The sequence below is a fragment of the Enterobacter sp. JJBC genome (assembly GCF_036936505.1).
Taxonomy (GTDB): domain Bacteria; phylum Pseudomonadota; class Gammaproteobacteria; order Enterobacterales; family Enterobacteriaceae; genus Enterobacter; species Enterobacter hormaechei_C.
This window is the reverse complement of sequence record NZ_CP136935.1, coordinates 198044-223607: the sequence shown is the minus strand read 5'-3', so window position 1 is coordinate 223607 and position 25564 is coordinate 198044. Positions and strand designations below refer to the sequence as shown.

The 25564-nt window shown below is 57.4% G+C and carries 24 protein-coding genes; 6 read left to right on the top strand and 18 right to left on the bottom strand.

What is annotated here, in order from left to right; translation table 11 throughout:
• Nucleotides 1-38: 38 nt before the first annotated feature.
• On the bottom strand, nucleotides 39-1496 hold the full coding sequence (rmuC, locus tag RY075_RS01095) for a DNA recombination protein RmuC (RefSeq protein WP_023315189.1): 1458 nt from the start codon (nucleotides 1494-1496) through the stop codon (nucleotides 39-41).
• Between the two features lie 139 nt (nucleotides 1497-1635).
• Complete coding sequence (gene udp, locus RY075_RS01090; protein WP_003860792.1) at nucleotides 1636-2397, bottom strand: uridine phosphorylase; 762 nt, start codon at nucleotides 2395-2397, stop codon at nucleotides 1636-1638.
• A gap of 259 nt (nucleotides 2398-2656) precedes the next feature.
• Between udp and RY075_RS01085 the strand changes: the two genes are divergently transcribed.
• Complete coding sequence (locus RY075_RS01085) at nucleotides 2657-3463, top strand: dienelactone hydrolase family protein (RefSeq protein ID WP_302378227.1); 807 nt, start codon at nucleotides 2657-2659, stop codon at nucleotides 3461-3463.
• Nucleotides 3464-3510: 47 nt separating this feature from the next.
• On the opposite strand, the gene metE is transcribed toward RY075_RS01085, so the two are convergent.
• A complete protein-coding gene (gene metE, locus RY075_RS01080) occupies nucleotides 3511-5772 on the bottom strand; it encodes a 5-methyltetrahydropteroyltriglutamate--homocysteine S-methyltransferase (protein WP_023315188.1) in 2262 nt (753 codons plus the stop codon).
• Between the two features lie 116 nt (nucleotides 5773-5888).
• Between metE and metR the strand changes: the two genes are divergently transcribed.
• Nucleotides 5889-6842, top strand: coding sequence for an HTH-type transcriptional regulator MetR (gene metR / locus RY075_RS01075; RefSeq protein WP_015570000.1), 954 nt, complete (start codon nucleotides 5889-5891; stop codon nucleotides 6840-6842).
• Here metR and RY075_RS01070 read toward each other — a convergent pair.
• The 3 genes from RY075_RS01070 to pldB all read right to left on the bottom strand — a co-directional run bounded on the left by RY075_RS01070 (nucleotide 6730) and on the right by pldB (nucleotide 9536).
• Nucleotides 6730-7629 (bottom strand): carboxylate/amino acid/amine transporter, encoded by a 900-nt coding sequence (locus RY075_RS01070; RefSeq protein WP_003860795.1) that lies wholly within the window; start codon nucleotides 7627-7629, stop codon nucleotides 6730-6732. The two genes, metR and RY075_RS01070, sit on opposite strands and share 113 nt — an antisense overlap.
• A gap of 82 nt (nucleotides 7630-7711) precedes the next feature.
• Nucleotides 7712-8512: a sugar/pyridoxal phosphate phosphatase YigL gene (gene yigL / locus RY075_RS01065; protein WP_003860797.1), complete on the bottom strand. Its 801-nt coding sequence runs from the start codon at nucleotides 8510-8512 to the stop codon at nucleotides 7712-7714.
• Between the two features lie 31 nt (nucleotides 8513-8543).
• Nucleotides 8544-9536, bottom strand: a complete 993-nt coding sequence (gene pldB, locus RY075_RS01060) for a lysophospholipase L2 (RefSeq protein WP_015570002.1) — start codon at nucleotides 9534-9536, stop codon at nucleotides 8544-8546.
• A 111-nt stretch (nucleotides 9537-9647) separates the two neighbouring features.
• On the opposite strand from pldB, the gene rhtB reads away from it, so the two are divergent.
• The gene (rhtB, locus tag RY075_RS01055) at nucleotides 9648-10268 is read left to right on the top strand and encodes a homoserine/homoserine lactone efflux protein (protein WP_129256557.1); all 621 of its coding nucleotides are present in this window, start codon (nucleotides 9648-9650) and stop codon (nucleotides 10266-10268) included.
• Here the strand turns inward: rhtB and rhtC are convergent.
• The 3 genes from rhtC to pldA form a co-directional block, all read right to left on the bottom strand.
• Complete coding sequence (gene rhtC / locus RY075_RS01050; RefSeq protein WP_023323988.1) at nucleotides 10265-10885, bottom strand: threonine export protein RhtC; 621 nt, start codon at nucleotides 10883-10885, stop codon at nucleotides 10265-10267. The two genes, rhtB and rhtC, sit on opposite strands and share 4 nt — an antisense overlap.
• Nucleotides 10886-10946: 61 nt before the next feature.
• Nucleotides 10947-12776 carry an ATP-dependent DNA helicase RecQ gene (gene recQ / locus RY075_RS01045; RefSeq protein ID WP_003860800.1) on the bottom strand — a complete coding sequence of 610 codons (1830 nt, stop codon included), beginning with the start codon at nucleotides 12774-12776 and terminating at the stop codon, nucleotides 10947-10949.
• A 90-nt stretch (nucleotides 12777-12866) separates the two neighbouring features.
• The gene (pldA, locus tag RY075_RS01040) at nucleotides 12867-13736 is read right to left on the bottom strand and encodes a phospholipase A (RefSeq protein ID WP_003860803.1); all 870 of its coding nucleotides are present in this window, start codon (nucleotides 13734-13736) and stop codon (nucleotides 12867-12869) included.
• A 160-nt stretch (nucleotides 13737-13896) separates the two neighbouring features.
• Between pldA and yigI the strand changes: the two genes are divergently transcribed.
• Together yigI and rarD are read left to right on the top strand one after the other, a co-directional pair.
• Complete coding sequence (gene yigI, locus RY075_RS01035) at nucleotides 13897-14364, top strand: acyl-CoA thioesterase YigI (RefSeq protein ID WP_232967492.1); 468 nt, start codon at nucleotides 13897-13899, stop codon at nucleotides 14362-14364.
• 51 nt (nucleotides 14365-14415) lie between these two features.
• A complete protein-coding gene (gene rarD, locus RY075_RS01030) occupies nucleotides 14416-15312 on the top strand; it encodes an EamA family transporter RarD (protein WP_338627986.1) in 897 nt (298 codons plus the stop codon).
• An 83-nt stretch (nucleotides 15313-15395) separates the two neighbouring features.
• Here rarD and corA read toward each other — a convergent pair whose 3' ends face one another.
• The 8 genes from corA to RY075_RS00990 form a co-directional block, all read right to left on the bottom strand.
• Entirely contained in the window at nucleotides 15396-16346 is a 951-nt protein-coding gene (gene corA, locus RY075_RS01025; protein ID WP_032608220.1) for a magnesium/cobalt transporter CorA, read from the bottom strand.
• Between the two features lie 150 nt (nucleotides 16347-16496).
• Nucleotides 16497-16553, bottom strand: a complete 57-nt coding sequence (gene ysgD, locus RY075_RS01020; RefSeq protein ID WP_212743980.1) for a YsgD/CorL family protein — start codon at nucleotides 16551-16553, stop codon at nucleotides 16497-16499.
• Between the two features lie 149 nt (nucleotides 16554-16702).
• Complete coding sequence (gene uvrD / locus RY075_RS01015) at nucleotides 16703-18865, bottom strand: DNA helicase II (protein WP_017383586.1); 2163 nt, start codon at nucleotides 18863-18865, stop codon at nucleotides 16703-16705.
• A gap of 79 nt (nucleotides 18866-18944) precedes the next feature.
• Nucleotides 18945-19661 (bottom strand): 5-amino-6-(5-phospho-D-ribitylamino)uracil phosphatase YigB, encoded by a 717-nt coding sequence (yigB, locus tag RY075_RS01010; RefSeq protein ID WP_003860811.1) that lies wholly within the window; start codon nucleotides 19659-19661, stop codon nucleotides 18945-18947.
• Complete coding sequence (xerC, locus tag RY075_RS01005) at nucleotides 19661-20563, bottom strand: tyrosine recombinase XerC (RefSeq protein ID WP_015570006.1); 903 nt, start codon at nucleotides 20561-20563, stop codon at nucleotides 19661-19663. Before xerC ends, yigB begins: the two co-directional genes overlap by 1 nt.
• A complete protein-coding gene (locus RY075_RS01000; protein WP_003860814.1) occupies nucleotides 20560-21267 on the bottom strand; it encodes a DUF484 domain-containing protein in 708 nt (235 codons plus the stop codon). Before RY075_RS01000 ends, xerC begins: the two co-directional genes overlap by 4 nt.
• Entirely contained in the window at nucleotides 21264-22088 is an 825-nt protein-coding gene (dapF, locus tag RY075_RS00995; protein WP_022646661.1) for a diaminopimelate epimerase, read from the bottom strand. Before dapF ends, RY075_RS01000 begins: the two co-directional genes overlap by 4 nt.
• Before the next feature lie 35 nt (nucleotides 22089-22123).
• A complete protein-coding gene (locus RY075_RS00990) occupies nucleotides 22124-22327 on the bottom strand; it encodes a lipoprotein (RefSeq protein WP_003860815.1) in 204 nt (67 codons plus the stop codon).
• A 135-nt stretch (nucleotides 22328-22462) separates the two neighbouring features.
• Here RY075_RS00990 and cyaY point away from each other — a divergent pair, with 135 nt between their 5' ends.
• Nucleotides 22463-22783 (top strand): iron donor protein CyaY, encoded by a 321-nt coding sequence (gene cyaY / locus RY075_RS00985; RefSeq protein ID WP_232967490.1) that lies wholly within the window; start codon nucleotides 22463-22465, stop codon nucleotides 22781-22783.
• A 91-nt stretch (nucleotides 22784-22874) separates the two neighbouring features.
• Here cyaY and cyaA read toward each other — a convergent pair whose 3' ends face one another.
• A complete protein-coding gene (cyaA, locus tag RY075_RS00980; RefSeq protein ID WP_022650172.1) occupies nucleotides 22875-25418 on the bottom strand; it encodes a class I adenylate cyclase in 2544 nt (847 codons plus the stop codon).
• Nucleotides 25419-25564 lie beyond the last annotated feature (146 nt).

Here is a 25564-nt window from a genome sequence, read left to right as displayed (position 1 = left end):
CGTGAAGTGTAACAGATTGGGCGCATTTGCCCTACGTTTCAACCACCGTGAAAGAAACGTGCCGGCTGCGCTTCGGGGGATAAACTCGCCGCTAAACCGTTGTCTTCATTGCGGCTATTTTGCTCACCGTCGCCTTCACGCAGACGAAACTCTTCGTCCTGAGCGGTAGCCTGCTCCACCAGTTCCGGATTAATCTCGCGTTTAACTTCCACCCCCAGGCTGCGAAACGCCTCCGCCTGCGCCAGCAAATTGCCACGCCCGGAGGAGAGTTTTTTCATCGCCTGGCGGTAGTTATCCTGCGCGCGATCCAGGCTTTGCCCCACCGAGGACATATCGTCCACAAACAGCCGCATTTTGTCGTACAGCTTGCTGGCGCGATCGGCAATCTGCTGCGCGTTACGGCTTTGGTGCTCATAGCGCCACAGGTTGGCAATGGTACGTAACGCCACCAGTAGCGTGGTGGGGCTGACCAGCATAATGTTATTTTTCAGCGCTTCGGTGATCAGTTCGGGCTGTCTGTCGAGCGCCAGCAGGAAGGCTGGCTCAACCGGAATGAACATCAGCACATAATCCAGCGATCGCAGCCCCGGCAACTGCTGATAATCTTTTCTGCCCAGCAGACGGATATGGTTACGCACGGAGGCGATGTGCTCCTGCAACGCTGTTTCGCGGGTGTAGTCATCTTCCGCGTTGAAGTAGCGCTCATAGGCCACCAGCGTCATTTTGGCGTCGATAACCACATCTTTGCCCTGTGGCAGACGAACAATGACATCCGGCTGCATCCGCGAGCGCGCATCGTTTTCAATGCTGACCTGCGTTTCGTATTCGTATCCTTCGCGCAGGCCAGAGGCCTCCAGCACGCGCGTCATGACCACTTCGCCCCAGTTTCCCTGCGCTTTGTTATCACCTTTTAGTGCGCGCGTCAGGTTAACCGCCTCCTGCGCCATCTGCGCATTCAGCTGCTGGAGATTACGAATTTCATGCGCCAGCGTGTGGCGCTCGCGGGCCTCCTGACCAAAGCTGTCCTGTACCTGACGTCGAAAGCCGTCCAACTGCTCACGCAGGGGCGTCAGCAGGCTGTTCAGGCTCTGACGGTTCTGCTCATCCACGCGGCGATTGCTGTGCTCAAAAATGCGGTTCGCGAGGTTCTCAAACTGCTCGCTAAGACGCTGCTCGCTGTTGATCATCTGACGGATTTTGTCTTCGGCGTGCAGTTGGGTGGACTCAAGACGGGTGGTCACTTCACGGAGATCGGCCTCCAGCGAGGTATTGATATCACGCAGATTGCGCAGTTCGTTATTGAGCAGTTCGCACTCGTCGCGCCAGTGGTCACTCAGCGCAAGCTGTTGTTTCGTTGCGCTGAGTTCGGCGACGATCTCTTCGCGCTCTGCCAGCTGTTCGGCTTTCTGCTGCGCATGCTGGTAGCCGGAAATGAGCCAGCCAATCCCCACGCTCACCAGCGCAACTACCGCATAAACCAGGATTGAGATATCCACAATGCCCCCTGCATCCACGTCTAACCCGCACAAAATAGAATTGTGCTGTATGAACGTCCAGTTTGAAAGGGTTTTCCTGCGAGGCGTTACGCAAAAAGAAAAGGCCGAGCATGTCGGCCTTTTAGCACTGAAGAGAGAATTAGATCAGGCGGCGCGCCGCTTCAACCACGATTTTCACCGCATGGCTTTCAGTCTGCTTCATGGTTTCAGCGTTCGGGATCTCCTGTTGGGTACGGTTGACGATAACGCCCGCCACCATACCGGCACGCAGACCCTGGCTCGCGCACATGGTCAGCAGCGTCGCAGATTCCATTTCGTAGTTCATGACGCCCATCGACTGCCACTCTTCCATGGAGCCTTTGAAACGGCTCACCACGCGACCAGAGAAGGTGTCGTAACGCTCCTGGCCCGGGTAGAAGGTATCGGAAGAGGCAGTTACGCCCACGTGGGTGGTGGCGCCCACGGATTTCGCGGCTTCAACCAGCGCGGTGGTGCATTCGAAATCAGCCACTGCCGGGAATTCCATCGGTGCAAAGTGCAGGCTTGCCCCGTCCAGACGCACGGATGCGGTGGTAACCAGCACGTCGCCCACGTTGATGTGCGGCTGAATGGCGCCTGTGGTGCCGATGCGCAGGAAAGTACGAATGCCCAGCTGCGCCAGCTCTTCAACGGCGATAGAGGTAGACGGGCCACCAATACCGGTAGAGCACACGATCACCGCTTTACCGTCCAGCTCTGCGCGCCAGGTGGTGAATTCGCGATGCGCTGCCAGCTTAACCGGCTTATCCATCAGCGCGGCGATCTTTTCCACACGCTCTGGATCGCCAGGGACGATAGCAAGCGTAGCCCCTTGTAAATCGTTTTTAGTGAGGCCGAGATGAAAAACATCAGACTTAGACATAGGTGACTCCTCTGTGGGTCGGTTTGTCAGAAGAAGTAAAACGGTACTTTACAGAAGCAATGTGCATTATTTCGTGACACACCTCACCATGAATGAAAATGATTGCAGTTAATTTCCATAAAATAGTGATTCACATCACATTAACAAGTTATATCGCCGGGTGCTGCACAAAAGATAGACGCTATAAGGCACTGTGGGTTGTTAACCTGGTGTCTATATTTATCTTTGCGCTAATCCATTCATTGGTACGGAGAATGCCATGACTGAAAAAACCGGTTTTGCACCTGCTGCGGCCCCGCACGCTTCAACCATCGTCTCAACCCCTGAAGAAGCCATTACCGCAGGCGAGACCTCCATTCCCTCCCAGGGAGAGAACATGCCAGCGTACCACGCGCGGCCAAAATCTGCCGATGGCCCGCTGCCCATCGTGATCGTGGTGCAGGAAATATTTGGCGTTCATGAACATATTCGCGACCTCTGCCGCCGTCTGGCGCTGGAAGGTTACCTGGCCGTTGCGCCGGAACTCTATTTCCGTCAGGGCGATCCGAATGATTACAGCGACATCCCGACGCTGTTCAGCAACCTGGCCAGCAAAGTGCCGGACGCGCAGGTACTGGCCGATCTCGACCACGTTGCCAGTTGGGCGGCGCGCAACGGTGGCGACCCGCACCGTCTGATGGTGACCGGCTTCTGCTGGGGTGGACGCATTAGCTGGCTGTATGCCGCGCACAATCCGCAGTTGAAAGCGGCCGTGGCCTGGTACGGCAAACTGGTAGGCGAAAAGACGCTGAACTCGCCGAAACATCCGGTTGATATCGCCACCGATTTAAATGCCCCGGTGCTAGGGCTGTATGGCGGTCAGGATACCGGCATTCCGCTTGATACCGTCGAGACCATGCGCCACGCGCTGCGGGCGGCAAACGCGAAGGCCGAAATCGTGGTGTACCCGGATGCGGGACACGCGTTTAATGCCGATTATCGTCCGAGCTATCACGCGGAATCCGCGAAAGATGGCTGGCAGAGAATGCTGGCGTGGTTCAGCCAGTACGGCGGGAAGAAAGCGTAATACCAAAAGCCCGGTGGCGGCTACGCCAACCGGGCAATCCAGCACCACTACGCCTGACGCAAATTCTGCGCCGCCTGCACCATGTTCGCCAGCGCCGCGCGGGTTTCAGGCCAGCCACGGGTTTTCAGGCCGCAGTCCGGGTTTACCCACAGACGTTCCGCCGGGATGCGCTGGGCCGCTTTTTGCAGCAGCGATTCAATCCACTCCACGCTCGGCACGTTAGGGGAGTGAATGTCATACACGCCCGGCCCGATTTCGTTCGGGTAGTCGAACTCTTCGAACGACTCCAGCAGCTCCATGTCTGAACGCGAGGTCTCGATGGTGATCACATCGGCGTCGAGCGCGGCAATGGAGTCCATGATGTCGTTAAATTCGCAGTAACACATGTGGGTGTGGATCTGCGTGTCGTCCTTCGCGACGGCCGCGTTGAGGCGGAACGCCTCCACGCCCCACTGTAAGTAAGCATCCCAGTCGCTGCGACGCAGCGGCAAGCCTTCACGCAGCGCCGGTTCGTCGATCTGAATGATGCCAATCCCCGCCGCTTCCAGATCCGCCACTTCATCACGCAGCGCCAGGGCGATCTGTTTGGCGATGGTTTCCCGGGAAACATCTTCACGCGGGAACGACCAGCAGAGAATGGTCACCGGCCCCGTCAGCATGCCTTTTACCGGTTTGTCGGTCAGAGACTGGGCATACTTCGCCCACTCCACGGTGATCGCTTCCGGGCGGCTGACGTCACCGATCACCACCGGCGGCTTCACGCAGCGGGAGCCGTAGCTTTGCACCCAGCCGTTCTGGGTAAAGACAAAGCCGTCCAGGTGTTCACCGAAGTATTCCACCATATCGTTACGCTCGGCCTCGCCGTGCACCAGCACGTCCAGACCCAGACGTTCCTGCTCGACGATCGCCTGTTTGATGTGTTCCGCAATGCCGGTGCGGTAGTGATTCGCATCCAGATTGCCCTTTTTGAAGTCCAGGCGCAGGCCGCGGATCTCGGTAGTCTGCGGGAAGGAGCCGATGGTTGTGGTCGGCCACGCGGGCAGGTTAAAGCGCGCACGCTGGGCTTCGGCGCGCACTTCATACGGGCTCTGGCGCTGGCTGTCCCGGGCGGTGATGGCCGCCAGACGTTTTTCCACCACAGGGTTATGCACGCGCGTCGAGTGACGGCGCGCCTGGATCGGAGCGCTCCAGTCGGTAATCGCTGCCGTGTCGCCGCTGTTTAGCGCGTCGCGCAGCAGAGCCAGCTCCTCACACTTTTGCAGAGCAAAGGCAAACCAGCTTTTCACCTCAGGGTCGAGTCGGGTCTCCACGCTCAGGTCGATCGGGCTGTGCAGCAGGGAACAGGAAGAGGCTACCCACAATTCACGTTTACCGACAATGTCCTTAATTTGTGCATATTTCTCGGTGAGATCGGCACGCCAGACGTTACGACCATTCACCAGACCGGCAGAGAGCAGCCACTCCGCAGGCAGACGCTTGTGCAACTCTGCCACATCGTCTTTGCCGTGAACGAGATCAACGTGCAGACCCTGAACCGGCAGCGCAGTAATGGTGTCGAGGTTAGGCGTTACGCCCTCGAAATAGGTGGTCAGCAGCAGCTTCACCTGGCCCGTGAGCGCGTCATACGCCGGTTTGAAGGCATCCAGCCACGCCTGCGGCAGCTCAAGCACCAGCGCCGGTTCATCGATTTGCACCCACTGAATACCGCGCTTACCCAGCTCAATCAGCACCTGCTTATAAACCGGCAGAATATCGTTCAGCAGGCTGAGGCGGTCGAACTGCTCACCTTTCACTTTGCCCAGCCACAGGTAGGTGACCGGCCCCAGCAGCACGGGTTTCACCTGGTGACCCAGCGCCAGCGCTTCGTCCACTTCATCCAGAAGCTGGGTCCAGGTCAGTTTGAACTGCTGGCCCTTAACGAACTCCGGCACCATATAGTGATAGTTAGTGTTAAACCACTTGGTCATTTCCGCCGCTGCCGCTGGCTCACCCGTTGGCGCGCGGCCACGGCCGATGCGGAACAGGGTATCGATATCCACCGATCCATCGTTGTTCTGATGACGAGCCGGCACGTTGCCAAGCAGCAGGCTGGTGGTCAGAACATGGTCGTACCAGGCGAAATCGCCCACCGGCAGCAGGTCTACGCCCGCCTGTTTTTGCTGATCCCAGTGACGCGCGCGCAGCTCGCGTCCCACCGCCAGCAGTTCTTCGCGGGTGGCGTTACCCGCCCAGTAGCTTTCTTGCGCTTTTTTCAGCTCGCGACGCAGACCAACGCGAGGGAAACCGAGAGTGTGAGTGCGGATTGTCATGGCATACCCCTTGTAGAAATTCGTTATTTAGACGTCCAGATGTTTACACTTCTATAATTGGCAGGTACTGTATATTCCTCAAGCGCAAAATGTTCAAGCCGAAGTGAAGGACTTTCATGATCGAGATTAAACACCTGAAAACGCTACAAGCGTTGCGGAACTGCGGTTCTCTTGCGGCGGCAGCGGCCACGCTGCACCAGACTCAGTCTGCCCTTTCTCACCAGTTCAGCGATCTGGAACAACGCCTCGGCTTTCGTCTTTTTGTGCGTAAGAGCCAGCCTTTGCGCTTTACGCCGCAGGGCGAAATTTTGCTTCAGCTGGCGAACCAGGTGCTGCCGCAGATTGCCAGCGCGTTGCAGTCCTGCAACGAGCCGCAGCAGACCACCCTGCGCATCGCCATTGAGTGTCACAGCTGTATTCAGTGGCTGACCCCCGCGCTTGAGAACTTCCGCCAGAAGTGGCCGCAGGTGGAGATGGACTTCAAATCCGGCGTCACGTTTGATCCGCAGCCGTCGCTTCAGCAGGGTGAGCTGGATCTGGTGATGACCTCAGATATTCTGCCACGCAGCGGTCTGCACTATTCGCCAATGTTTGATTTTGAGGTGCGTCTGGTGCTGGCCCCGGACCATCCGCTGGCCGCCAAAACGCGTATCACGCCGGAAGATCTGGCAACGGAGACGCTGCTGATTTACCCGGTACAGCGCAGTCGTCTGGATATCTGGCGCCATTTCCTGCAACCCGCGGGCATCAGCCCACAGCTGAAAAGCGTGGATAACACGCTGCTGTTAATTCAGATGGTGGCGGCCAGAATGGGGATTGCGGCGCTGCCGCACTGGGTGGTCGAGACGGTTGAACGCCAGGGTCTGGTGGTTACCAAAACCCTGGGTGAAGGACTGTGGAGCCGGCTGTACGCCGCCGTGCGCGATGGCGAGCAACGTCAGCCAATTACGGAAGCGTTTATTCGCTCAGCGCGGAACCACGCGTGCGACCATCTTCCGTTTGTGCGGAGCGCGGAGCGACCCAGCGGCGATGTACCCACAGCGAAGCCAGGATCACCGTTCCCCCAATAAGGAAACTCGGCCAGTGCGGCTGCTCCTGCCAGATGGCGAGGTTCACCAGTAGCCCCGCCGGCACGTGCACGTTGTTCATGATCCCCAGCGTTCCGGCGTCTACCTGCGTCGCGCCGTAGTTCCACATAAAATAGCCCAGCCCCGACGCCACCACGCCCAGCCAGACCAGAACGCTCCACTGCACGGGGGTGGTCGGCAGCTTTTGCGGGTTGCCGAGCATAAACCATGCCGCAATCGCGACAATCGCCGCACCCATATAGAACCACGCAAACGCGTTATGCTGCGGCATCGGGCGGGTCTCCATCAGGCGTTTGTAACCCACCATCCCGATGGCAAAGCTGATATTAGCGAGCTGGACGAACATCAGCCCGGTCCAGAAGTGATCGCTTACCTTGTCATAGCGAATAATCGCCGCGCCAATGACTGCCAGCGCAGCGCTCAGCAGATATCCCCAGCGCAGGCGGCGCCTGCTGAGCAAGTCATAAATCAGCGTGATGTAGAGCGGCGTCAGCACGGTGAAGAGCAGAAATTCCGAGACGGACAGGTAAACGTAGGCCCGGAAGCTGAACAGGTACATGATGCCGAGCTGCATCGCGCCTACCAGCATGTACAGCAGAATAGTTTTTAGCGACTGCCCGCGGGTACGCAGGAACGGCAGGAACACCAGCGCCGCCAGCCCCACGCGCATCAGCACCGAAAAGTAGCTGTCGACCGATCCGGCAAGGTATTCGCCAATCAGACTAAAGGAGAAGGCCCACAGGATAGTGGTGATAATGAGTAGCGCCACAATGCTTGTCTCTCAAAAAGAAGGAGAGGCATTGTAGCGAACTCTTTAGTTGACATCTGAACAATAAACAATCAAATGAAGATTATTCAAGGAACAGTTTGCGCAGATACTTAGGTACCGCGTTGTCTGCGTTCGTGCCAATCACTTCCAGCTCCGGGTGCAGATCTTTCAGGCGCTGGTGCGCGTTCTGCATGATGCAGCCTTTACCCGCCATGGAGAGCATCTCGGCATCGTTCATGCCATCGCCAAAGGCGATACAGTCTTTCAGATCAAAACCCAGCCGTTTCGCTACCGCTTCCAGCGCGTGACCTTTGGACACCCCGCCCGCCATCACTTCCAGACAGGTCAGCGTGGAGAAGCTCACGTTCACGCGGTCGCCCCAGCGGGCGTTGATCGCCTGCTCCAGCGGCAGTAACTCCTCATGATTTACACAGGTGAAAAACACCTTACTGATCCCTTCCGGCTCCAGCAGACCCGGCTCGTACAGTGAGTACTGGAATACGGCTTCCTTGAAGAAGCGCATCTCTTCCGGGCGATGGCGGTTCATAAACCACTCGTCGTCGCGGTAAACGTTAGTCACGATATCCGGGTTGTTATGCACAATGCCGAACAAATCGGTGGCGATGTCACGATCGAGATTATGGGTAAAAATCAGGTTGCCGTCCGTGTCATGTACGCGCGCACCGTTAGAGGTGATCATGTACGACTTGATCTCCAGGTTATCGCGGATCTGCCCCACGTCCACGTGGTGGCGGCCAGTGGCGAACACGAAGTTCACGCCACGGGCAGTCAGGAGTTTTAGGGTCTCTTTCGCATAAGGCGACAGGGTGTGGTCGGGGGAAAGCAGCGTGCCATCTAAATCAGATGCAACAACCTGGTACATAGGGATTTCAACCTCTGGTGGAAAACAATAATCAGTTATGCCTGTTGAAAAATTCAACAATGGCGTTGAGCGCGACTGAGCGCATAGCGTCCTTTTCAAAAAGGATCTCATGGTACGCACCGTTGATGACCAGCGGTTTACCCCCTTCACAGGGATGGCCCGCAGCGGCGCGAAGTTCACAATAGCGGTCATGCATGCGGTTATCCACCACACGCTCTTCTTCCGCCTGGATCAGGAGCGTCGGCGTGTCATCATCGCCTACGCCTGCCAGCACCTGTTCACCGGCATGAATACCTTCCCGCACCCAGTGCCAGGTGGGGCCGCCGACCCGCAGACGCGGTTCATCGGCATAAAAACGCAGGTTGCGCCGATAACGCTGCCGACTGTGGGTTAACACGTTGATGGCAAACGGTAACGCCCGCCAGCGTCCTGTTCCGATGGCATAGCCTTCTCGAATGCGCTGATGGCCCTCAGCCCAGTCGAGAAGATGGCGCACCATCCAGTCAGGAAAACGTATCACAATGCCGTACATCGGCGCGGTCAGCGCAATGGCGTCGCACTGGTGCTTATGGCGCTGCAAAAACAACGTCGAGATCGCGCCCCCCATGGAGTGGGCAAGAATATAACGCTTGCGCCACGGTCCGGGCTGCACTTCCTGCTGCCAGAACGCGGCCAGATCGTCGACGTAATCGCTGAAGTTATCCACGTGGCCGCGATGGGTATCCGGTAACATCCGGCCAGAAAGCCCCTGCCCGCGATGGTCGATAATTAACACATCAAAGCCCAGATGGAACAGGTCATACGCCAGCTCGGCATATTTGATATAGCTTTCGATGCGCCCGGGGCAGACCACAATCACCCGGTCATTTTTTTCATCACGGAAACGAACGAAGCGTACCGGGATTTCCCCGACGCCCATAAACTCATCTTCCTCACGCTGGCGCCAGAAATCGGTCAGCGGCCCCATGGAGAAAGCAGCAAATGCGTTTTCTCGTGTTTCCCAGTCCTTTTTCTGCTGAAACATTGGGTTTCCACCCCCCGTAATTCAGGGAATATCGTTTTTTTCGTCACCGGTCACAAAATGACTCAACAATAGCGTATTGTGGCATAAAAACAGACGATCCGGGAGTTTCAAATGACCTTCGAGTGGTGGTTCGCCTACCTGCTGACATCCATCATCCTCAGCCTTTCACCTGGCTCGGGCGCAATCAACACCATGACTACCTCCATTAATCACGGCTATCGCGGCGCGGTGGCGTCAATCGCCGGTTTACAGACCGGGCTTGGCATTCATATTGTGCTGGTGGGGATTGGTCTGGGCACGCTGTTCTCCCGTTCGGTGCTGGCCTTCGAGGTGCTGAAATGGGCTGGCGCAGCGTATCTTATCTGGCTGGGCATTCAGCAGTGGCGCACCGCTGGCTCGATTGATCTGCATACGCTCTCCCGGACGCAAACACGCGGCCACCTGTTTAAGCGCGCGGTGTTCGTTAACCTGACCAACCCGAAAAGCATCGTGTTCCTCGCCGCCCTGTTCCCGCAGTTTATCGTGCCGCATCAGCCACAGGTGATGCAGTACGTGGTGCTGGGCGCAACCACCATTATTGTAGATATCATTGTGATGATTGGTTACGCGACGCTGGCGCAGCGAATTGCGGCGTGGATCAAAGGGCCTAAGCAGATGAAGGCCCTGAACAAAGTCTTTGGTTCGCTGTTTATGCTGGTTGGCGCGCTGCTTGCGTCAGCGCGTCATGCTTAGCGAGAAATGATGAGATGAATGCCGAAGCCGGCGAACAACGCGCCGGCGAAGCCGTCGATCCACTTCGCGATGCGCTGGTAGCCGCGACGCATCGCCGGTAAGGCAAACAGGCTTGCCACAACGGTAAACCAGGCGAAAGTTTCCACAACGATCAGCAGGAAGATCCCCCAGCGCGCGCCCGCGCCGACGTTATCCCCCACAAACAGCGAGAATACCGAGCCGAAGTAAATAATTGCTTTCGGGTTCGCCAGGTTGGTCAGCAGCCCTTTCACAAAGCTACGGCCGCCCGTTGCCAGCTCAACCTTTGGCTCTTCCGGCTTGTTCTCTTCTTTCTTCAGCGCCCCGCGCAGCATCTGGTAGCCCATCCAGCACAGGTACAGACCGCCGCCAACCATAATGATGTTATGCAGCCACGCCATTTTCGCCAGGATCAGGTTCAGACCGAGCAGCGCAACCGCCGCCCAGACCATGACGCCCATGGTAATACCGAGCACACCCATCATCGCCTCTTTGCGGGAGCGGCTGACGGCCGTTTGCGACACGAAGAAAAAATCAGGGCCTGGGCTCATCAGCGCAACGATGTGCACTAACGCCACGGTGAGAAATAGCATTAACATAATTAGCTCGCGGGGAAATAATACAGTGAGTCACCATCCTGGCACTTTTTCGCCCGGCTGACTACTCCTCATCATCACCATCAGCGTGGGAACGGATGAGCGCCATAAACTCTTTACCGAAGCGCTCCAGCTTGCGCGTGCCGACGCCGTTGACGCTGAGCATCTCGCTGGCGCTGAGCGGCATTTGCTCGGCCATCTCGATCAGCGTCGCGTCGTTGAACACCACGTATGGCGGGATGTTCTCTTCATCGGCAATAGCTTTACGCAGCTTACGCAGCTTGGCGAACAGCTTGCGGTCGTAGTTACCGCCGTAGGATTTTTGCATCACGCGCGGCTTCAGGGCGACGACGCGCGGAACGGCGAGCTTCAGTTCAACCTCGCCACGCAGGACAGGTCGCGCCGCTTCGGTCAGCTGAAGCGCAGAATGCTGGGCAATATTTTGCGTGGCAAAGCCGAGGTGGATCAACTGGCGGATAATACTCACCCAGTGCTCATGGCTCTGGTCTTTCCCGATGCCGTAAACCGGCAGCTTGTCGTGACCCATATCGCGGATACGCTGGTTGTTAGCCCCGCGCAGCACTTCAACGACGTAGCCCATCCCAAAGCGCTGGTTCACGCGTCCGATAGTCGAGAGCGCTTTGCGCGCGTCCATCAGGCCATCGTACTGCTTCGGCGGGTCGAGGCAGATATCGCAGTTGCCGCACGGCGCCTGACGCCCTTCACCAAAGTAGTTGAGTAACACCAGACGGCGGCAGGTTTGCGCTTCGGCGAAGGCCCCCATCGCGTTAAGCTTGTGGCGTTCGATATCCTGCAACTGCCCCTGCGGTTTCTCTTCCAGACAGCGGCGCAGCCACGCCATATCCGCCGGGTCGTAAAACAGCATCGCTTCCGCAGGCAGACCATCACGCCCGGCGCGGCCGGTTTCCTGATAGTAGGATTCGATATTGCGCGGAATGTCGAAATGCACCACAAAGCGCACGTTGGGCTTGTTGATCCCCATCCCGAACGCCACCGTTGCGACCACGATTTGCAGGTCGTCGCGCTGGAATTTTTCCTGCACGTCGGCGCGGATGTGGTTCTCTAACCCGGCATGGTATGCCGCCGCGCTAAAGCCGCGATTTTGCAGACGCGCAGCGGTGTCTTCCACCTTTGCGCGGCTGTTGCAGTAGATGATGCCGGACTTGCCGCGCTGCTCCTGCACGTAGCGCAGGAGCTGATCCAGCGGCTTGAACTTTTCCATCAGCATATAGCGGATGTTCGGGCGGTCGAAGCTGCTGACCTGAATATACGGGTCGTTCAGTCCCAGCAGGCGAACGATGTCCTGACGCGTGGTGTCGTCCGCCGTGGCGGTAAGCGCCATAAACGGCAGCTCGGGGAAGCGCTGACGAAGCTGGCCGAGGGCGGCGTATTCCGGGCGGAAATCGTGCCCCCACTGGGAGATACAGTGCGCTTCATCCACCGCCAGCAGCACCGGGTTCCAGTGCGCCAGGTGGTCGAGGAAGTTGTCCAGCATCAGGCGCTCTGGCGCGATATACAGCAGGCGAACCTGTCCGGTGCGGCACCCGGCCATCACCTCTTGCTGCTGCTCGCGAGTTTGCGTTGAGTTAAGACAGGCCGCCGCCACGCCGTTGGCGAGCAGCTGGTCGACCTGGTCTTTCATCAGGGAAATAAGGGGTGATACCACAACCGTCAGGCCATTAAGCACCAGCGCGGGCACCTGATAGCAGAGCGATTTACCGCCGCCGGTCGGCATGACCACCAGGCAATCGCGGCCTTCCAGAACGGTTTCAATGATGGTTTCCTGGCCAGGACGGAACTGCTGGTAGCCAAAGGTTTCATGCAAAACCTGTTTAGCCAGCGATTCCTGATTCAATACTTCCGCCTGCGCCACGTTAACCCCATATGCCAGAAATGAAACAGGCGCTATTTTCAGCGCCTGAGAGAGAAACTTCAACGTTTAACGCAAAAACATTCGAGCAGCTTAGAAAATATCGTTCAGCATGACGCCCACACCGACGCGGGTCTGGTTGAAGTTGTAGTCGATCAGCGATTCGCCGTAGCCGCTATACACCTGGGTATAGAGACGCACGTGTTTCGTTACCGGGTAGCTCAGGCCCAGCTCTGCACCGCCGTAGCCGGTATTCCAGTTGTACTGGCCTTTGGCGCTCAGCACCGCGTCACCCAGCTGATAGCCCACCTTAAGCTGATAGTATCCCATGTATTTGGTGATATCCGGGTTGTCATCGGTGCTGCCTACTACGTACCACGGCTTCACTTCCACCATGAAATTGCCGTTCTGCGCCATCAGACGCGTATAGATGCGGTTCCAGCTGCGTGAGGTTGGGTCGGAACGACCGTTGGAATCGTGGTTATAGCCCACCTCCACGTCTCGCAGCGTCCAGCCTGCAAACTCATAATCGGTGGCGAAACCGAGGAACAGCTGCGGTTCATAGTTGGTTTCGCGGAACGGTGATGACTCCCCGCTGTTGGAGAGTTGCCACCATGACTTCTGCGTGTAGGACGCGCCAAGTACCGAGTTCGGCCCCAGGATGCCGCGCCAGAACGGGAAGGCGAGGCTGAGCTGGAACTTCACCTCATCTTTACGCGCATTATCAGACCAGTTATAGGAGCTTATCGCCTCTTTGTTGAGATCGCTGGTCTGGGTGTAGATCACGTAGTTTGTGTCATACGGGTACAGCGTGAACGGATTGTCATGCTCCTGAAGCATATTGGCGATGATGCTGCCCTTAACGGCAGGTTTATCATGCACCTCTTTGATCGTCGCTTCCTGCGCATATGCTGTGAGGGGCAGCGCAACCGCCGCCAGTAACCAACCCAGATACGTCCGCATCGGTGGTGTTCTCCTGAAATGGTGACATTTAATGAATAGTTTTGTCCGGGCATTCTACAGACTTCTGCGATAACTTCCGCTTCCTCGTTTCTTAAAGTGGCATTCCTTTATCCTGAAGCATAAAATCAACATTTTGTTAACAACAAGGATGCCACGTCAGATGTTAGCCACACTCACCGCCGAAGAAACCTTAAAGCTCGTGGGCGAGATTTTTGTGTACCACATGCCGTTCAACCGTGCACTGGGTCTTGAGCTGGAGCGATACGAAAAAGACTTCGCTCAGCTGAGTTTCAATAATCAGCCAATGATGGTCGGTAACTGGGCGCAAAGCATTTTGCACGGCGGGGTAATTGCCTCCGCGCTGGACGTGGCGGCCGGTCTGGTGTGCGTGGGCAGCACGCTGACGCGCCACGACACCATCAACGAAGATGAGTTACGCCAGCGCCTGTCGCGCATGGGCACCATCGATTTACGCGTCGACTACCTGCGCCCAGGACGCGGAAACCGCTTCACCTGTACCAGCAGCCTGCTGCGCGCCGGGAATAAAGTTGCCGTCGCCCGCGTTGAGCTGCATAACGAGGAGCAGGTTTATATCGCCAGCGCAACCGCCACTTATATGGTGGGTTGAGACGGCAAATTCGGGTAAAATTACTTCACTTTTTTGTAACGGATTTTCCCGATGGATGCTAAACAGACGCGGCAGGGCGTTTTACTCGCCCTTGCCGCTTATTTTATTTGGGGTATAGCACCGGCGTACTTCAAACTTATCGCCTATGTCCCGGCGGACGAGATCCTCACTCACCGCGTCATCTGGTCGTTTTTCTTCATGATTGCGCTGATGAGTATCAGCCGTCAGTGGTCAGGCGTCAAAACGCTGCTGAAAACCCCGAAGAAGGTCTTCCTGCTCGCCCTCTCTGCGGTGCTGATTGGCGGAAACTGGCTGCTGTTTATCTGGGCGGTGAATAACCATTACATGCTCGAAGCCAGCCTGGGCTACTTTATTAACCCGCTGGTCAATATTTTGCTGGGGATGATTTTCCTCGGCGAGCGCTTTCGCCGGATGCAGTGGGTGGCAGTGATTCTGGCCTTCTGCGGCGTGCTGGTACAGCTGTGGACCTTCGGCTCACTGCCGGTTATCGCCCTGGGGCTGGCGTTCAGCTTTGCCTTCTACGGCCTGGTGCGTAAAAAAATCGCCGTGGAAGCGCAGACGGGAATGCTGTTTGAAACCCTGTGGCTGCTGCCTGTCGCCGCGATCTACCTGTTCGGTATTGCCGACAGCGCCACCAGCCATATGGGCAGCAACCCATGGTCGCTGAACCTGATGCTGATGGCCGCGGGCGTGGTCACGACGATACCCCTGCTGTGCTTCACCGGCGCGGCAACGCGTCTGCGCCTCTCCACGTTGGGCTTCTTCCAGTACATTGGCCCGACGCTGATGTTCCTGCTGGCGGTGGTGTTTTACGGCGAGGTGCCGGGTGCGGATAAGATGGTGACGTTCGCCTTTATCTGGGTGGCGCTGGCCATCTTTGTTGCGGATGCGATTTATACCCAGCGCAGGGTGCGCAAAGGGCTGTGATGTTGCCCTCACCCTAACCCTCTCCCACAGGGAGAGGGAATTCGATCGTAGGGCGGGTAAGCGCAGCGCCACCCGCCAGATTTTTACAGCCAGTTCCGGCGTTTAAAATAGAGATACGGCGCCAGCCCGGCGAGGATCATAAAGATAATCGCCCCCGGGTAGCCAAAGCTCCACTTCAGTTCCGGCATAAACTCGAAGTTCATCCCGTAGCTGGAGGCTACCAGCGTCGGCGGCAGGAACACCACGGACACCACCGAGAAGATCTTGATGATGCGGTTCTGCTCGATGTTGATGAAGCCCATCGCCGCCTGCATCAGGAAGTTGACCTTCTGGAACAGGGATTCGTTGTGCGGCAGCAGGGATTCGATATCGCGTAAGATCTCACGCGCCTGCTCCAGCTGACCGCCCGGCAGACGCGCCTTGCGCACCAGGAAGTTCAGCGCGCGCTGGGTATCCATCAGACACAAACGCACCTTCCAGCCGATATCTTCCAGCTCTGCCAGCGTGGACAACGCTTCGTCGTACTCATCACCCTGATGGCCTTCCATGATCACGCGGCTCAGCTTTTCCAGGTCGCTGTAGATGTTTTCGATTTCATCCGCCAGCTGTTCGATTTTGGTTTCGAACAGATCCAGCAGCAGCTCATAAGCGTTGCCGTCCATCATCGCCTGGCTGCGGGCACGCATACGGTAGAGACGAAACGCAGGCAGTTCGCGCTCGCGCAGGGTGAACAGGCGGCCATCGCGGATGGTAAACGCCACGGTGGAGTTCCCCGCGTGGTCTTCGGCATCCTCGAAAAAGAAGAAGGAGTGAATGTGCAGGCCGTCTTCGTCTTCAAAAAAACGGGCGGATGCTTCGATGTCTTCCAGTTCCGGGCGTGTCGCCAGGCTTTGCCCCAGTTCAGATTGTACGCGAAGGCGCTCATCGTCGTCCGGCTCGACCAGATCCACCCATACGGCATCAATGAGGGGCTGTGACTCTTCGGCTTCAAGCCGAGTCAGTCGGTTATTTTCGAGTTGAAATGCGCTCAACATGACCGGGACTCCCAATGCAAAAAATATCGGACAGTTCGGTGGGCACACAGAAACAAATTGGGTTTCAGACCATTAAACAGCCTGACTCAGCGCGACGGGAATGATGCAGTCGCTGACAACCACTAAGGCCATCAGCAAGAGGAGATAGCCTTAGGAGTTGTTCCTGGATGACAGGGAATTGAGCCAGTATCTACTGGGTGTGTCCAAGGCGAATGTCCTCTTAGCGTAATCGTGCGCGCATGTTACGCCAGCAATAACTGTGGCGTCAACACGCAACGGAACGCTGAAGGGCATTAATTGACCTTCAACGTATAAGGCTAGCAGATTATTACAAAATAGTGATATTTTTCTGAAAGTTACACACTTTCCAGCTTGGCATAGGCTGCCACCAGCCATTTGATCCCCTGCCCCTGGAACGCTACCTGCAAACGGCTGTGCTCGCCGCTGCCTTCCAGGTTGACGATGGTGCCTTCGCCAAACTTCGAGTGGCGCACGCGCTGGCCCAGCTTGTAACCGGTGTCGGTTTCAGAGATCGGCGAGCCCATACGCTGATGGCTGACCGGACGGCTGATGCTGGCGCGCAGGCGCACCTCTTCCACACACTCTTCCGGCAGTTCGCCGATAAAGCGCGACGGACGGTGATACACCTCTTTCCCGTACAGGCGGCGGGTTTCCGCGTAGGTCAGAGTCAGTTTCTGCATCGCACGGGTCACGCCCACGTAGGCCAGACGACGCTCCTCTTCCAGACGCCCGCCTTCATCCAGCGACATCTGGCTCGGGAACATCCCCTCTTCCATCCCGACGATGAACACCTGCGGGAACTCCAGACCTTTCGCGGAGTGCAGGGTCATCAGCTGAACCGCATCCTGCCAGGTATCGGCCTGCCCTTCACCCGCCTCCAGCGCGGCGTGAGAGAGGAATGCCTGCAACGGCATCAGGTCTTCGTCTTCTTCGTTGTAGCTGAACTGGCGCGTTGCCGTCACCAGTTCCTCTAAGTTCTCAATACGGGTCTGGCCCTTCTCGCCTTTTTCCTGCTCGTACATGGTGCGCAAGCCGGAATCTTTAATCACCCGGTCGGTCTGGACGTGCAGCGGCATGTCGGCCGTTTCCTGCGCCAGTGCGTCGATTAACTCCAGAAAGCGTTGCAATGCGCTGGCGGCGCGCCCGGCGAGGGCTTTTTCCTGTAACAGCTCGCGGCATGCCTGCCACAACGTGAGCTGACGATCGCGCGAGGCCTGACGCACCACGTCCAGCGTACGATCGCCGATACCGCGCGTCGGCGTGTTCACCACGCGCTCAAATGCCGCATCGTCGTTACGGTTGGCAATCAGACGCAAGTACGAGAGCGCATCTTTGATCTCCTGACGTTCGAAGAAGCGCATACCGCCATAAATGCGGTACGGCATGCTCACCTGCAACAGCGCCTCTTCCAGCACGCGCGACTGGGCGTTGCTGCGATAGAGAATGGCACACTGCTCCAGCGCGCCGCCGTTCTCCTGCCAGGTTTTAATGCGGTTCACAACGAAACGGGCTTCGTCGAGCTCGTTGAAGGCGCAGTAAATCGAAATCGGTTCGCCGTCGACGCCATCGGTCCACAGCTTTTTACCCAGGCGCCCGTTGTTGTTCTCAATCAGGGCGTTGGCCGCGCTCAGAATGTTGCTGGTAGAACGGTAGTTCTGTTCCAGACGGATGGTTTGCGCGCCGGGGAAATCGTTGAGGAAGCGCTGGATGTTCTCCACCTGCGCGCCGCGCCAGCCGTAGATAGACTGGTCGTCATCGCCTACGATCATCACCTTGCCGGTATCCCCGGCCAGCAGGCGGATCCAGGCGTACTGGATGTTGTTGGTATCCTGGAATTCGTCCACCAGGATGTTGGTAAAGCGTTCACGGTAGTGTTGCAGGATATGCGGTTTGTTCAGCCACAGCTCGTGGGCACGCAGCAGCAGTTCGGCGAAATCCACCAGACCGGCGCGATCGCACGCTTCCTGATAGGCCTTGTAGACGTTCTGCCAGGTCTGCTCGACCGGGTTACCGAAGCTCTGAATATGATGCGGACGCAGCCCTTCGTCTTTCTGACCGTTGATGTACCACATCGCCTGACGCGGCGGCCACTGCTTCTCGTCGAGATTCATCGCCTTGATCAGGCGTTTCAGCAGGCGCAGCTGATCTTCGCTGTCGAGGATCTGGAAATCCTGCGGCAGGTTAGCGTCCATATGGTGCGCGCGCAGCAGACGGTGCGCCAGGCCGTGGAAGGTGCCAACCCACATGCCGCCCTGGCTGGTGCCCATCAGCTGTGCGATACGGTGGCGCATCTCCGCCGCCGCCTTGTTGGTGAACGTCACGGCCATAATCGAGTACGGCGAACAGTTCTCCACGCTCTGTAGCCAGGCGATACGGTGAACCAGCACGCGCGTCTTACCACTGCCCGCTCCAGCCAGTACCAGCAGGTTTGTACGCGAGGCGGCAACCGCGTCACGCTGTTTATCATTAAGGCTGTCGAGCAGGTAAGAAACGTCCATTGGCACCGTCACGTCATGGCGGGCAGGCAAATGTTTCCATTCGCCAAAACCCTGTTAATTTATACAGAACAATTGATGATTATATCAGCGTCGTGAGGGATGCCAACCGTGAAATTTCCACGTGCGGCAGAAGACGGCTATCCGGCGTAGTCATCAGATCGGCATTTTCCGGCTTGATCCAGCAGGCCTGCATGCCGCAGCGGATCGCCCCGGCGACGTCCGTGGTCAGGTCGTCGCCCACGTGCAGGATCTCACCGAGCGGCAAATCCAGTTTTTCCGCTGCCAGATGATACATATCGTTGAACGGCTTCGAGCGTCCGTGCGGGCCCGCGCGCAGAACGAACTGAAAATAGTTCCCCAGACCAAACAGTTCAGGCTGAGCGTTGCCGTTGGTGATGGCCACCAGCGGCCACTTTTCGGCGAGCTTCGCCAGCGTGTCGTGGGTCTCCTGCGGCACGTCGATCCGACTGCGCCATTTGGCAAAGTTTTCCATGGCCGCTTCGGCACCCGTGGCCGCGTCCTGCGCGCTCAGGCCGGCATTGAGCATCGCCTGCTCAACCGCACGGCGGCGCCATTCGGTCACGTCATGGTAAATTTCCGGCTCGGTTTCCCGCAGGGACTGACGCAGCTTCTGGAAGTCTTTGTTCTGCATCGTTTTCAGCGCAGGATGGTAGTTCTGCACAAACGCCAGCGACTCCTGCTCGGTACGCAGGATCACCGGACGATTGTCGTAAAGGGTGTCATCAAGATCAAACGTCAGGGCTGAGATCTGACCGAGTGGGCGGTAAAAACGCATTATTTCCCCCGTTTGGCGCGTGGATGCGCCGCGTCATACACCGAGGCAAGGTGTTGGAAGTCTAAGTGGGTATAGATTTGGGTGGTCGACAGATTCGCGTGACCAAGCAGCTCCTGTACGCCGCGCAGGTCGCCGCTTGATTCCAGCATGTGCGTCGCAAAAGAGTGGCGCAGCTTGTGGGGGTGAACGTGGCTGTTCAGCCCCTGCTTAATGCCCCACTCCGCAAAGCGCTTCTGCACGTTACGCGCCGAGATCCGCTTGCCGAGTTTCGACAGGAACAGCGCATCTTCGTCGGCGCCAAACAGCCCGCGAAGGTCCAGCCAGTGCTCAATCCAGGAGACCGCATTGCGGCCGATCGGCAGGCGGCGCTCTTTGCTGCCCTTGCCCATCACCCACACCTCGCCGGATTCCAGATCGAGGTGCTTCAAGTCGAGGTTCACCAGCTCAGAGAGACGCAGGCCCGCGCCGTACATCACCTCCAGCATCGCGCGGTCGCGCACGGCCAGCGGATCGTTAAGATCGATATCCAGCAGGCGGTTTACGTCGTCAACGTCGATATTTTTCGGCAGATGACGCGGGGCTTTCGGCGTGGCGATCCCTTTCGCCGGGTTGGCTTTCAGACCGCCCTGACTGACCAGCCAGTCGAAGAAACTGCGCAGGGCAGAGAGCCGGAGCGCCAGGCTCGCCGGGCTTAAGTTTTTTTTACGGCTACGCACGACGAACCCGCGTACCGTGGCGGCGTCACATTGTTGCCAGCTTTTCAGGCCGATTTCATCGGCAATCTGCATGATGGCATCAAGCTGACGCTGATAGTTGAGCAGCGTAATAGGGCTGAGCTGGCGTTCTACGCCCAGATAGCGCAGAAAGCGGTTGACGTCAGTGGCGAGCAGTCCGTCCGTCATACGCGCTCAATCCAGCGCTCCAGCAGCTCAGGCAGCATCAGGGCGATCTCCTGCAACAGTTGCGTACCCTGCCCCTGTTCATAGTGATGCGCGTCGCGGCTGGTAAATAACATCACGCCCAGGTCACCATCGCGCCCCATCAGCGACATCGCCACCGAGCCGATAGCTTTGGCTTCCGGCAGCACCACCAGCAGTTCTGGCCCGTTAAGCGGCCCCAGATAGTGGTGCTCATGGCCCAGACGCTGAATGCGCAGCGGCTCAAACGCCTGACGGCTCAGCGCCAGATGGGTAAACCCGGACGGCGCGCCAATGCGCCAGCGGTCAGGGAAGAGGCGGATCGTCGCGCCTGCCAGCCCCAGCTCGCGCGCCCAGCGGTGGAAGCGGTTGAGGAACTCTTCGAGACTGTGTGCGGAAGCCAGACGCGCCTGAAGGTGCAGAAGACGGTAGAACAGGCTTTCGTTATTGCTGGCCTGCTCCATCAGCAGCGTCATGTTCTCTTCGAGCTGATTGATGTGGTTGCGCGAGCGCGCCATGTGCCATTCAACCAGCGACACGGTCTCGCGAACCGGATGCGGCACGCGCATCCGTTCGACGACGCGTGCATTGCGGATAAAAAACTCAGGATTGTGCAGCAGATAATCCACAACAGTGCTGTCGTCCAGCTCTGTTACAGGTTCCCGCAGTTCTTCCCCTGGTTGCTTCATAGATGGATAAACCCGTCATAAACATGTGTCGCCGGGCCAGTCATGTACAGTGGATGACCCGCTCCTTTCCAGGCGATATCAAGCCGACCGCCTGGTAATTCCACGCGAACCTCTTCTGCCAGTAACCCCTGTGAGATACCGACGGCCACCGCCGCACAGGCACCGCTTCCGCAGGCCTGGGTTTCGCCCGCGCCGCGCTCGTAAACCCGCAGGCGAATATGTTCACGCTTCACCACTTGCATGAAACCGATGTTCGCCCGCTCCGGGAAGCGCTCGTGGCTTTCCAGCACCGGGCCGAGCGTTTCAACCGCCGCGGTTTGCACATCATCCACCTGAATCACGCAGTGCGGGTTACCCATTGAGACGACGCCGCACAATACTGTCTGCTCGGCGGCACGCATGATATAGGTCTTTTCCGCTTTGTTGGCGCGAAACGGCACGGCAGAGGGTTCGAAGTTCGGCTCTCCCATGTTCACGCGCACCAGTTCGTCGTCGGTGACGCTGAGCACCATCCGGCCATTGGCGGTGCTGACGCGGATATCGCGCTTGTTGGTCAGCCCTTTCAGCCGAACAAAGCGGGCAAAACAGCGCGCGCCGTTGCCGCACTGGGAAACTTCGCTGCCGTCGGCGTTAAAAATGCGATAGTGAAAGTCCAGGTCAGGATCGTAAGGCGGCTCCACCACCAGCAGTTGGTCAAACCCCACGCCCACGTGTCGATCCGCCAGACGACGGATCAGTTCCGGGGAGAAAAAGACATTCTGCGTTACCGCGTCGACGACCATAAAGTCGTTGCCAAGGCCATGCATTTTAGAGAACTGCATCATTTGCTCCATTGCGCGGGTACAGAACGTAATTGTCAGAGATTGACCTGAGTCGGGCCGCCGTTATTGCCGCGATCGTTGGTATCCGGCGTAGATGACTCGATACCACTTTGCACCGGTTTTGTCGGCGGTGGTGCGTTTTTATCCTCTGGCGGGAAGTACAGTGGTCCCTTCAGTCCACAGCCGGTCAGGCTAAACAGAGTGACAAGAACGACAAGCGTTCGGAAGACGTTTTTCATGTAGAGGTTGCCCGTAAGTTCAAATCTGTTTCTATCATCGCAGGAGAAGACACAAAAGCAAGAGTTTGCCGCTTTCCTGCAACGGGAATTATTTAGCGTTATACTGCCGCCATCACGAAAAACAGGAATAAAACCATGAACGACAGTGAATTTCATCGCCTTGCCGATACCCTGTGGATGACCATCGAAGAGCGTATCGACGACTGGGACGGCGACAGCGATATCGATTGTGAAATCAACGGCGGGATCCTGACCTTAAGCTTCGAAAACGGCAGCAAGATTATTATTAACCGTCAGGAGCCGCTTCACCAGGTGTGGCTGGCGGCGAAACAGGGCGGCTATCACTTTGATCTGAAAGGTGACGAGTGGGTCTGCGACCGCAGCGGCGAAACGTTCTGGGATCTGCTGGAGCAGGCGGCGACCGCGCAGGCGGGTGAGGACGTGGGTTTCAGGTAGTTTTGTTGCCCGGTGGCGGCTACGCCTTACCGGGCCTACAACGGCTCGAACCGTAGGCCGGGTAAGCGATAGCGCCACCCGGCGAAAAGCCTCAGGAAAAATACTGCTGCAACAGCGGCGCAGTTTCCTGGTTAGCGGGCGCCGCAGGGGTAATCGCCTGCGTACGGAACGGGATCACCTGCGCTCGCCCATCCACATTCACAATCTGGTAGAACTGCGGCAGGTTGAAGTTGATAAAGCTTGAGCCGTAGGTAAAGCGATCGTGCGAAGACGAATAGAAGCGGCTGACGTCGCGCACCAGCTCCTCTTTGCTGCCTTCACAGTGGTGATACACCTCGGCACGGTTGGTTTCATCCAGAATGTAGATGTTAAACCCGGCATTATCGCCCGACTCTTCGAAGAAGAACTGAATAATCCCTTCACTCGCAAAGCCATCCACCACTTGCGGCAGCTTAACGTGGTTGGTTTCCACCTGAACCGACAGGCCATGCAGTTTGTTGTGTGAAATCGCGCCGTAGAATTCAATGGCGTTCTCCAGCTTCTGCACCGACACGTTCAGGCGCTCAAAGAACAGGCCCCAGGTCTGGCCGGAGACGCGCAGCGCTTTAAAGCGCCCGGTTTCCTGACGGGTGCTGGAGAGACGCAGTTCGATGCACTCAGACACCAGCTGCTGCACGCGGGTACGAATCAGGCCGCGCAGGTGCTGGCTGTAGCAGAACACCTCCACGCTGTCCGGGGGTGCGGCATCCTGGTGCATCTTGCCGAGGATCGTTTTCAGCGCCTCGATCATCGCCTGCTCGCCGTTAAAGTGTAAGGTACGCACTTCGTTCCACGAGTTGCGGTACAGCAGATCCACGCTACCCACCAGGCAGTTTTGCTGCTCGCCGAAGCTAAAGACGTCCAGCTTGCGGAAGTCAAAGTGAACCACCTGATTGCGGAAGGCCGCCGTCGGGTCGTATTCCAGGTTGACGATGATCGCCAGATGGCGAATCTCACACGGGCTGTAGAGCGCTTTTGGCGTCGGCGCAGGCAGACGCAGCGGGAAGTGGTGCGAGACATCCGCCACCATCTCCTGCAACTTGGCTAAATCGACCACCTCGTTACCCTTGATAAACAACCGGGTGCGTGAGGTGAGAAGGCCGTTAAACCAGGCCCAGGCCACCAGCTTGTTCAGATAGCGGTTATATTCCAGCGGCTGATGGCTGATGATCGAATCCATGCTTGGCGCACGGTTGTACAGATACCACCCGGTGCGGTTTGCGCGGCCCGGCGGCACGTAGATAAAGGTCAGATTCGGCTCAGACAGGTCAGGCGAAATCTGTGGGTTAACCAGCGTAACCTTGCCCGGCAACGCTTCAAACGCGGCGTACAGTTTACGGGTCAGCACCCCGATATCCTGTGGGCTGGCAGAAACGCTAAGGTTGTTACGGCGGGCAAAGCGGATCAGGTTGCGGTAGCTCTGCATCATCGCATCAAGCAGTTCGTTGTGCGCCTCGCGCACCTGATCGATCTTCCAGTTGGCGCGGTTGTCCAGCATGGCGAGACGCGCTTCGTCCCATCCCCACTCTTTGACTAACTGGCTGACGACTTCACGACGCCAGCCCACGCAGGCGCGTTCGCGGCTCAGTTTTTCACAAACTTTGAGATAGAAACATCGACGCACCAGGTCAAGACGCGTGGCGTCCTCAATGGCTGTCAGGTATTCGGTGACGCGTTCCAGCATCATGCAGTAGGCATCAAGCCCGTAGGAGACGATCTCCCCGTCGTGCAGACGCTGTTTAATATCTTTCGCCAGCAGGCGCGGCGTGGGGTATTCCCAGGAGTAAGCTTCCAGCAGCAGGGTTTTCAGCACCGCTTTGTACGGTGAATCAATGCTCTTATAAAGCTGCCAGAGGCTTGCGCCAAAGTACTCTTCGGCGGACAGGGAGCTCAGGCCGCCCAGATCCAGCCACTCGTTTGGCGTCAGAACGCCCTGCGAGTAAAGCGACATGACGTAGTCGTCATAATTCTCTTCTTCATCGCACGGCACCATATTCCACAGAATACGTTTCCCGGCCAGGCGAACGGCAGTACGGTAAAACTCATCCAGCAACAGGATGTGCTGAGTCGAGCCGCAGTCTTCACCACCCAGACTGCCGCTTTCGTTATGGCGGAAACGGTTTTCATCAATCAGGAAGAAGCTCACTTCCACGCCGAGCGACGCCGCCCAGCTCTCCAGCAGGCTGCATTTACGCTGCAACAGCTGGCGCTCTTCATTGTCGAGCCAGGACTGATGGCAGACCCAGATATCCAGGTCAGAAGAGCAGCTTTGCCCAACCGATGATGTGCTGCCCATGGAGTAAACCCCGGTAATCGGTAGCTCGCCTTTCGGCGAATCCTGCGGCGGCATACCACGGTAGAGTTCAAGTTCAGTCAGGTAATGCTGTTGGGTTTCATCAGGCGTGAAGAGGCAAATGCCCTGGGGAACGTTACCATCGAGGTAACCCGGCATTAGCGGATGGTGATAGTGCAACAATGTCGGCAGAAGACTGTATACCTGCTGGAAAGCAGGGCCCATGGCAGCAAGCGCGCGATCCACGCGCAATTGATTGATGGCATCCAGTCTCTGTTTCAGAGTCTCAATATAGAGGTACAAGACGTATCGCCTGATGTTTCCGGGTGTCGCATGCCAGTCAGAACAGAAAAAGCAGCGGACCCGCAGTATTTCAAAAAATAACCGTTACCCTTTTTTCGCCTTTTGCTTTTCTGGTGGTACAGACGAAAAAATGGTCTAAAACGTGA

Coding starts and splice junctions, on each gene's coding strand:
- udp (WP_003860792.1), bottom strand. CDS start 2,397: ATGTCTAAGTCTGATGTTTTTCATCTCGGCCTCACTAAAAACGATTTA.
- RY075_RS01085 (WP_302378227.1), top strand. CDS start 2,657: ATGACTGAAAAAACCGGTTTTGCACCTGCTGCGGCCCCGCACGCTTCA.
- metE (WP_023315188.1), bottom strand. CDS start 5,772: ATGACAATCCGCACTCACACTCTCGGTTTCCCTCGCGTTGGTCTGCGT.
- metR (WP_015570000.1), top strand. CDS start 5,889: ATGATCGAGATTAAACACCTGAAAACGCTACAAGCGTTGCGGAACTGC.
- yigL (WP_003860797.1), bottom strand. CDS start 8,512: ATGTACCAGGTTGTTGCATCTGATTTAGATGGCACGCTGCTTTCCCCC.
- pldB (WP_015570002.1), bottom strand. CDS start 9,536: ATGTTTCAGCAGAAAAAGGACTGGGAAACACGAGAAAACGCATTTGCT.
- rhtB (WP_129256557.1), top strand. CDS start 9,648: ATGACCTTCGAGTGGTGGTTCGCCTACCTGCTGACATCCATCATCCTC.
- rhtC (WP_023323988.1), bottom strand. CDS start 10,885: ATGTTAATGCTATTTCTCACCGTGGCGTTAGTGCACATCGTTGCGCTG.
- pldA (WP_003860803.1), bottom strand. CDS start 13,736: ATGCGGACGTATCTGGGTTGGTTACTGGCGGCGGTTGCGCTGCCCCTC.
- yigI (WP_232967492.1), top strand. CDS start 13,897: ATGTTAGCCACACTCACCGCCGAAGAAACCTTAAAGCTCGTGGGCGAG.
- rarD (WP_338627986.1), top strand. CDS start 14,416: ATGGATGCTAAACAGACGCGGCAGGGCGTTTTACTCGCCCTTGCCGCT.
- corA (WP_032608220.1), bottom strand. CDS start 16,346: ATGTTGAGCGCATTTCAACTCGAAAATAACCGACTGACTCGGCTTGAA.
- uvrD (WP_017383586.1), bottom strand. CDS start 18,865: ATGGACGTTTCTTACCTGCTCGACAGCCTTAATGATAAACAGCGTGAC.
- yigB (WP_003860811.1), bottom strand. CDS start 19,661: ATGCGTTTTTACCGCCCACTCGGTCAGATCTCAGCCCTGACGTTTGAT.
- xerC (WP_015570006.1), bottom strand. CDS start 20,563: ATGACGGACGGACTGCTCGCCACTGACGTCAACCGCTTTCTGCGCTAT.
- RY075_RS01000 (WP_003860814.1), bottom strand. CDS start 21,267: ATGAAGCAACCAGGGGAAGAACTGCGGGAACCTGTAACAGAGCTGGAC.
- dapF (WP_022646661.1), bottom strand. CDS start 22,088: ATGCAGTTCTCTAAAATGCATGGCCTTGGCAACGACTTTATGGTCGTC.
- RY075_RS00990 (WP_003860815.1), bottom strand. CDS start 22,327: ATGAAAAACGTCTTCCGAACGCTTGTCGTTCTTGTCACTCTGTTTAGC.
- cyaY (WP_232967490.1), top strand. CDS start 22,463: ATGAACGACAGTGAATTTCATCGCCTTGCCGATACCCTGTGGATGACC.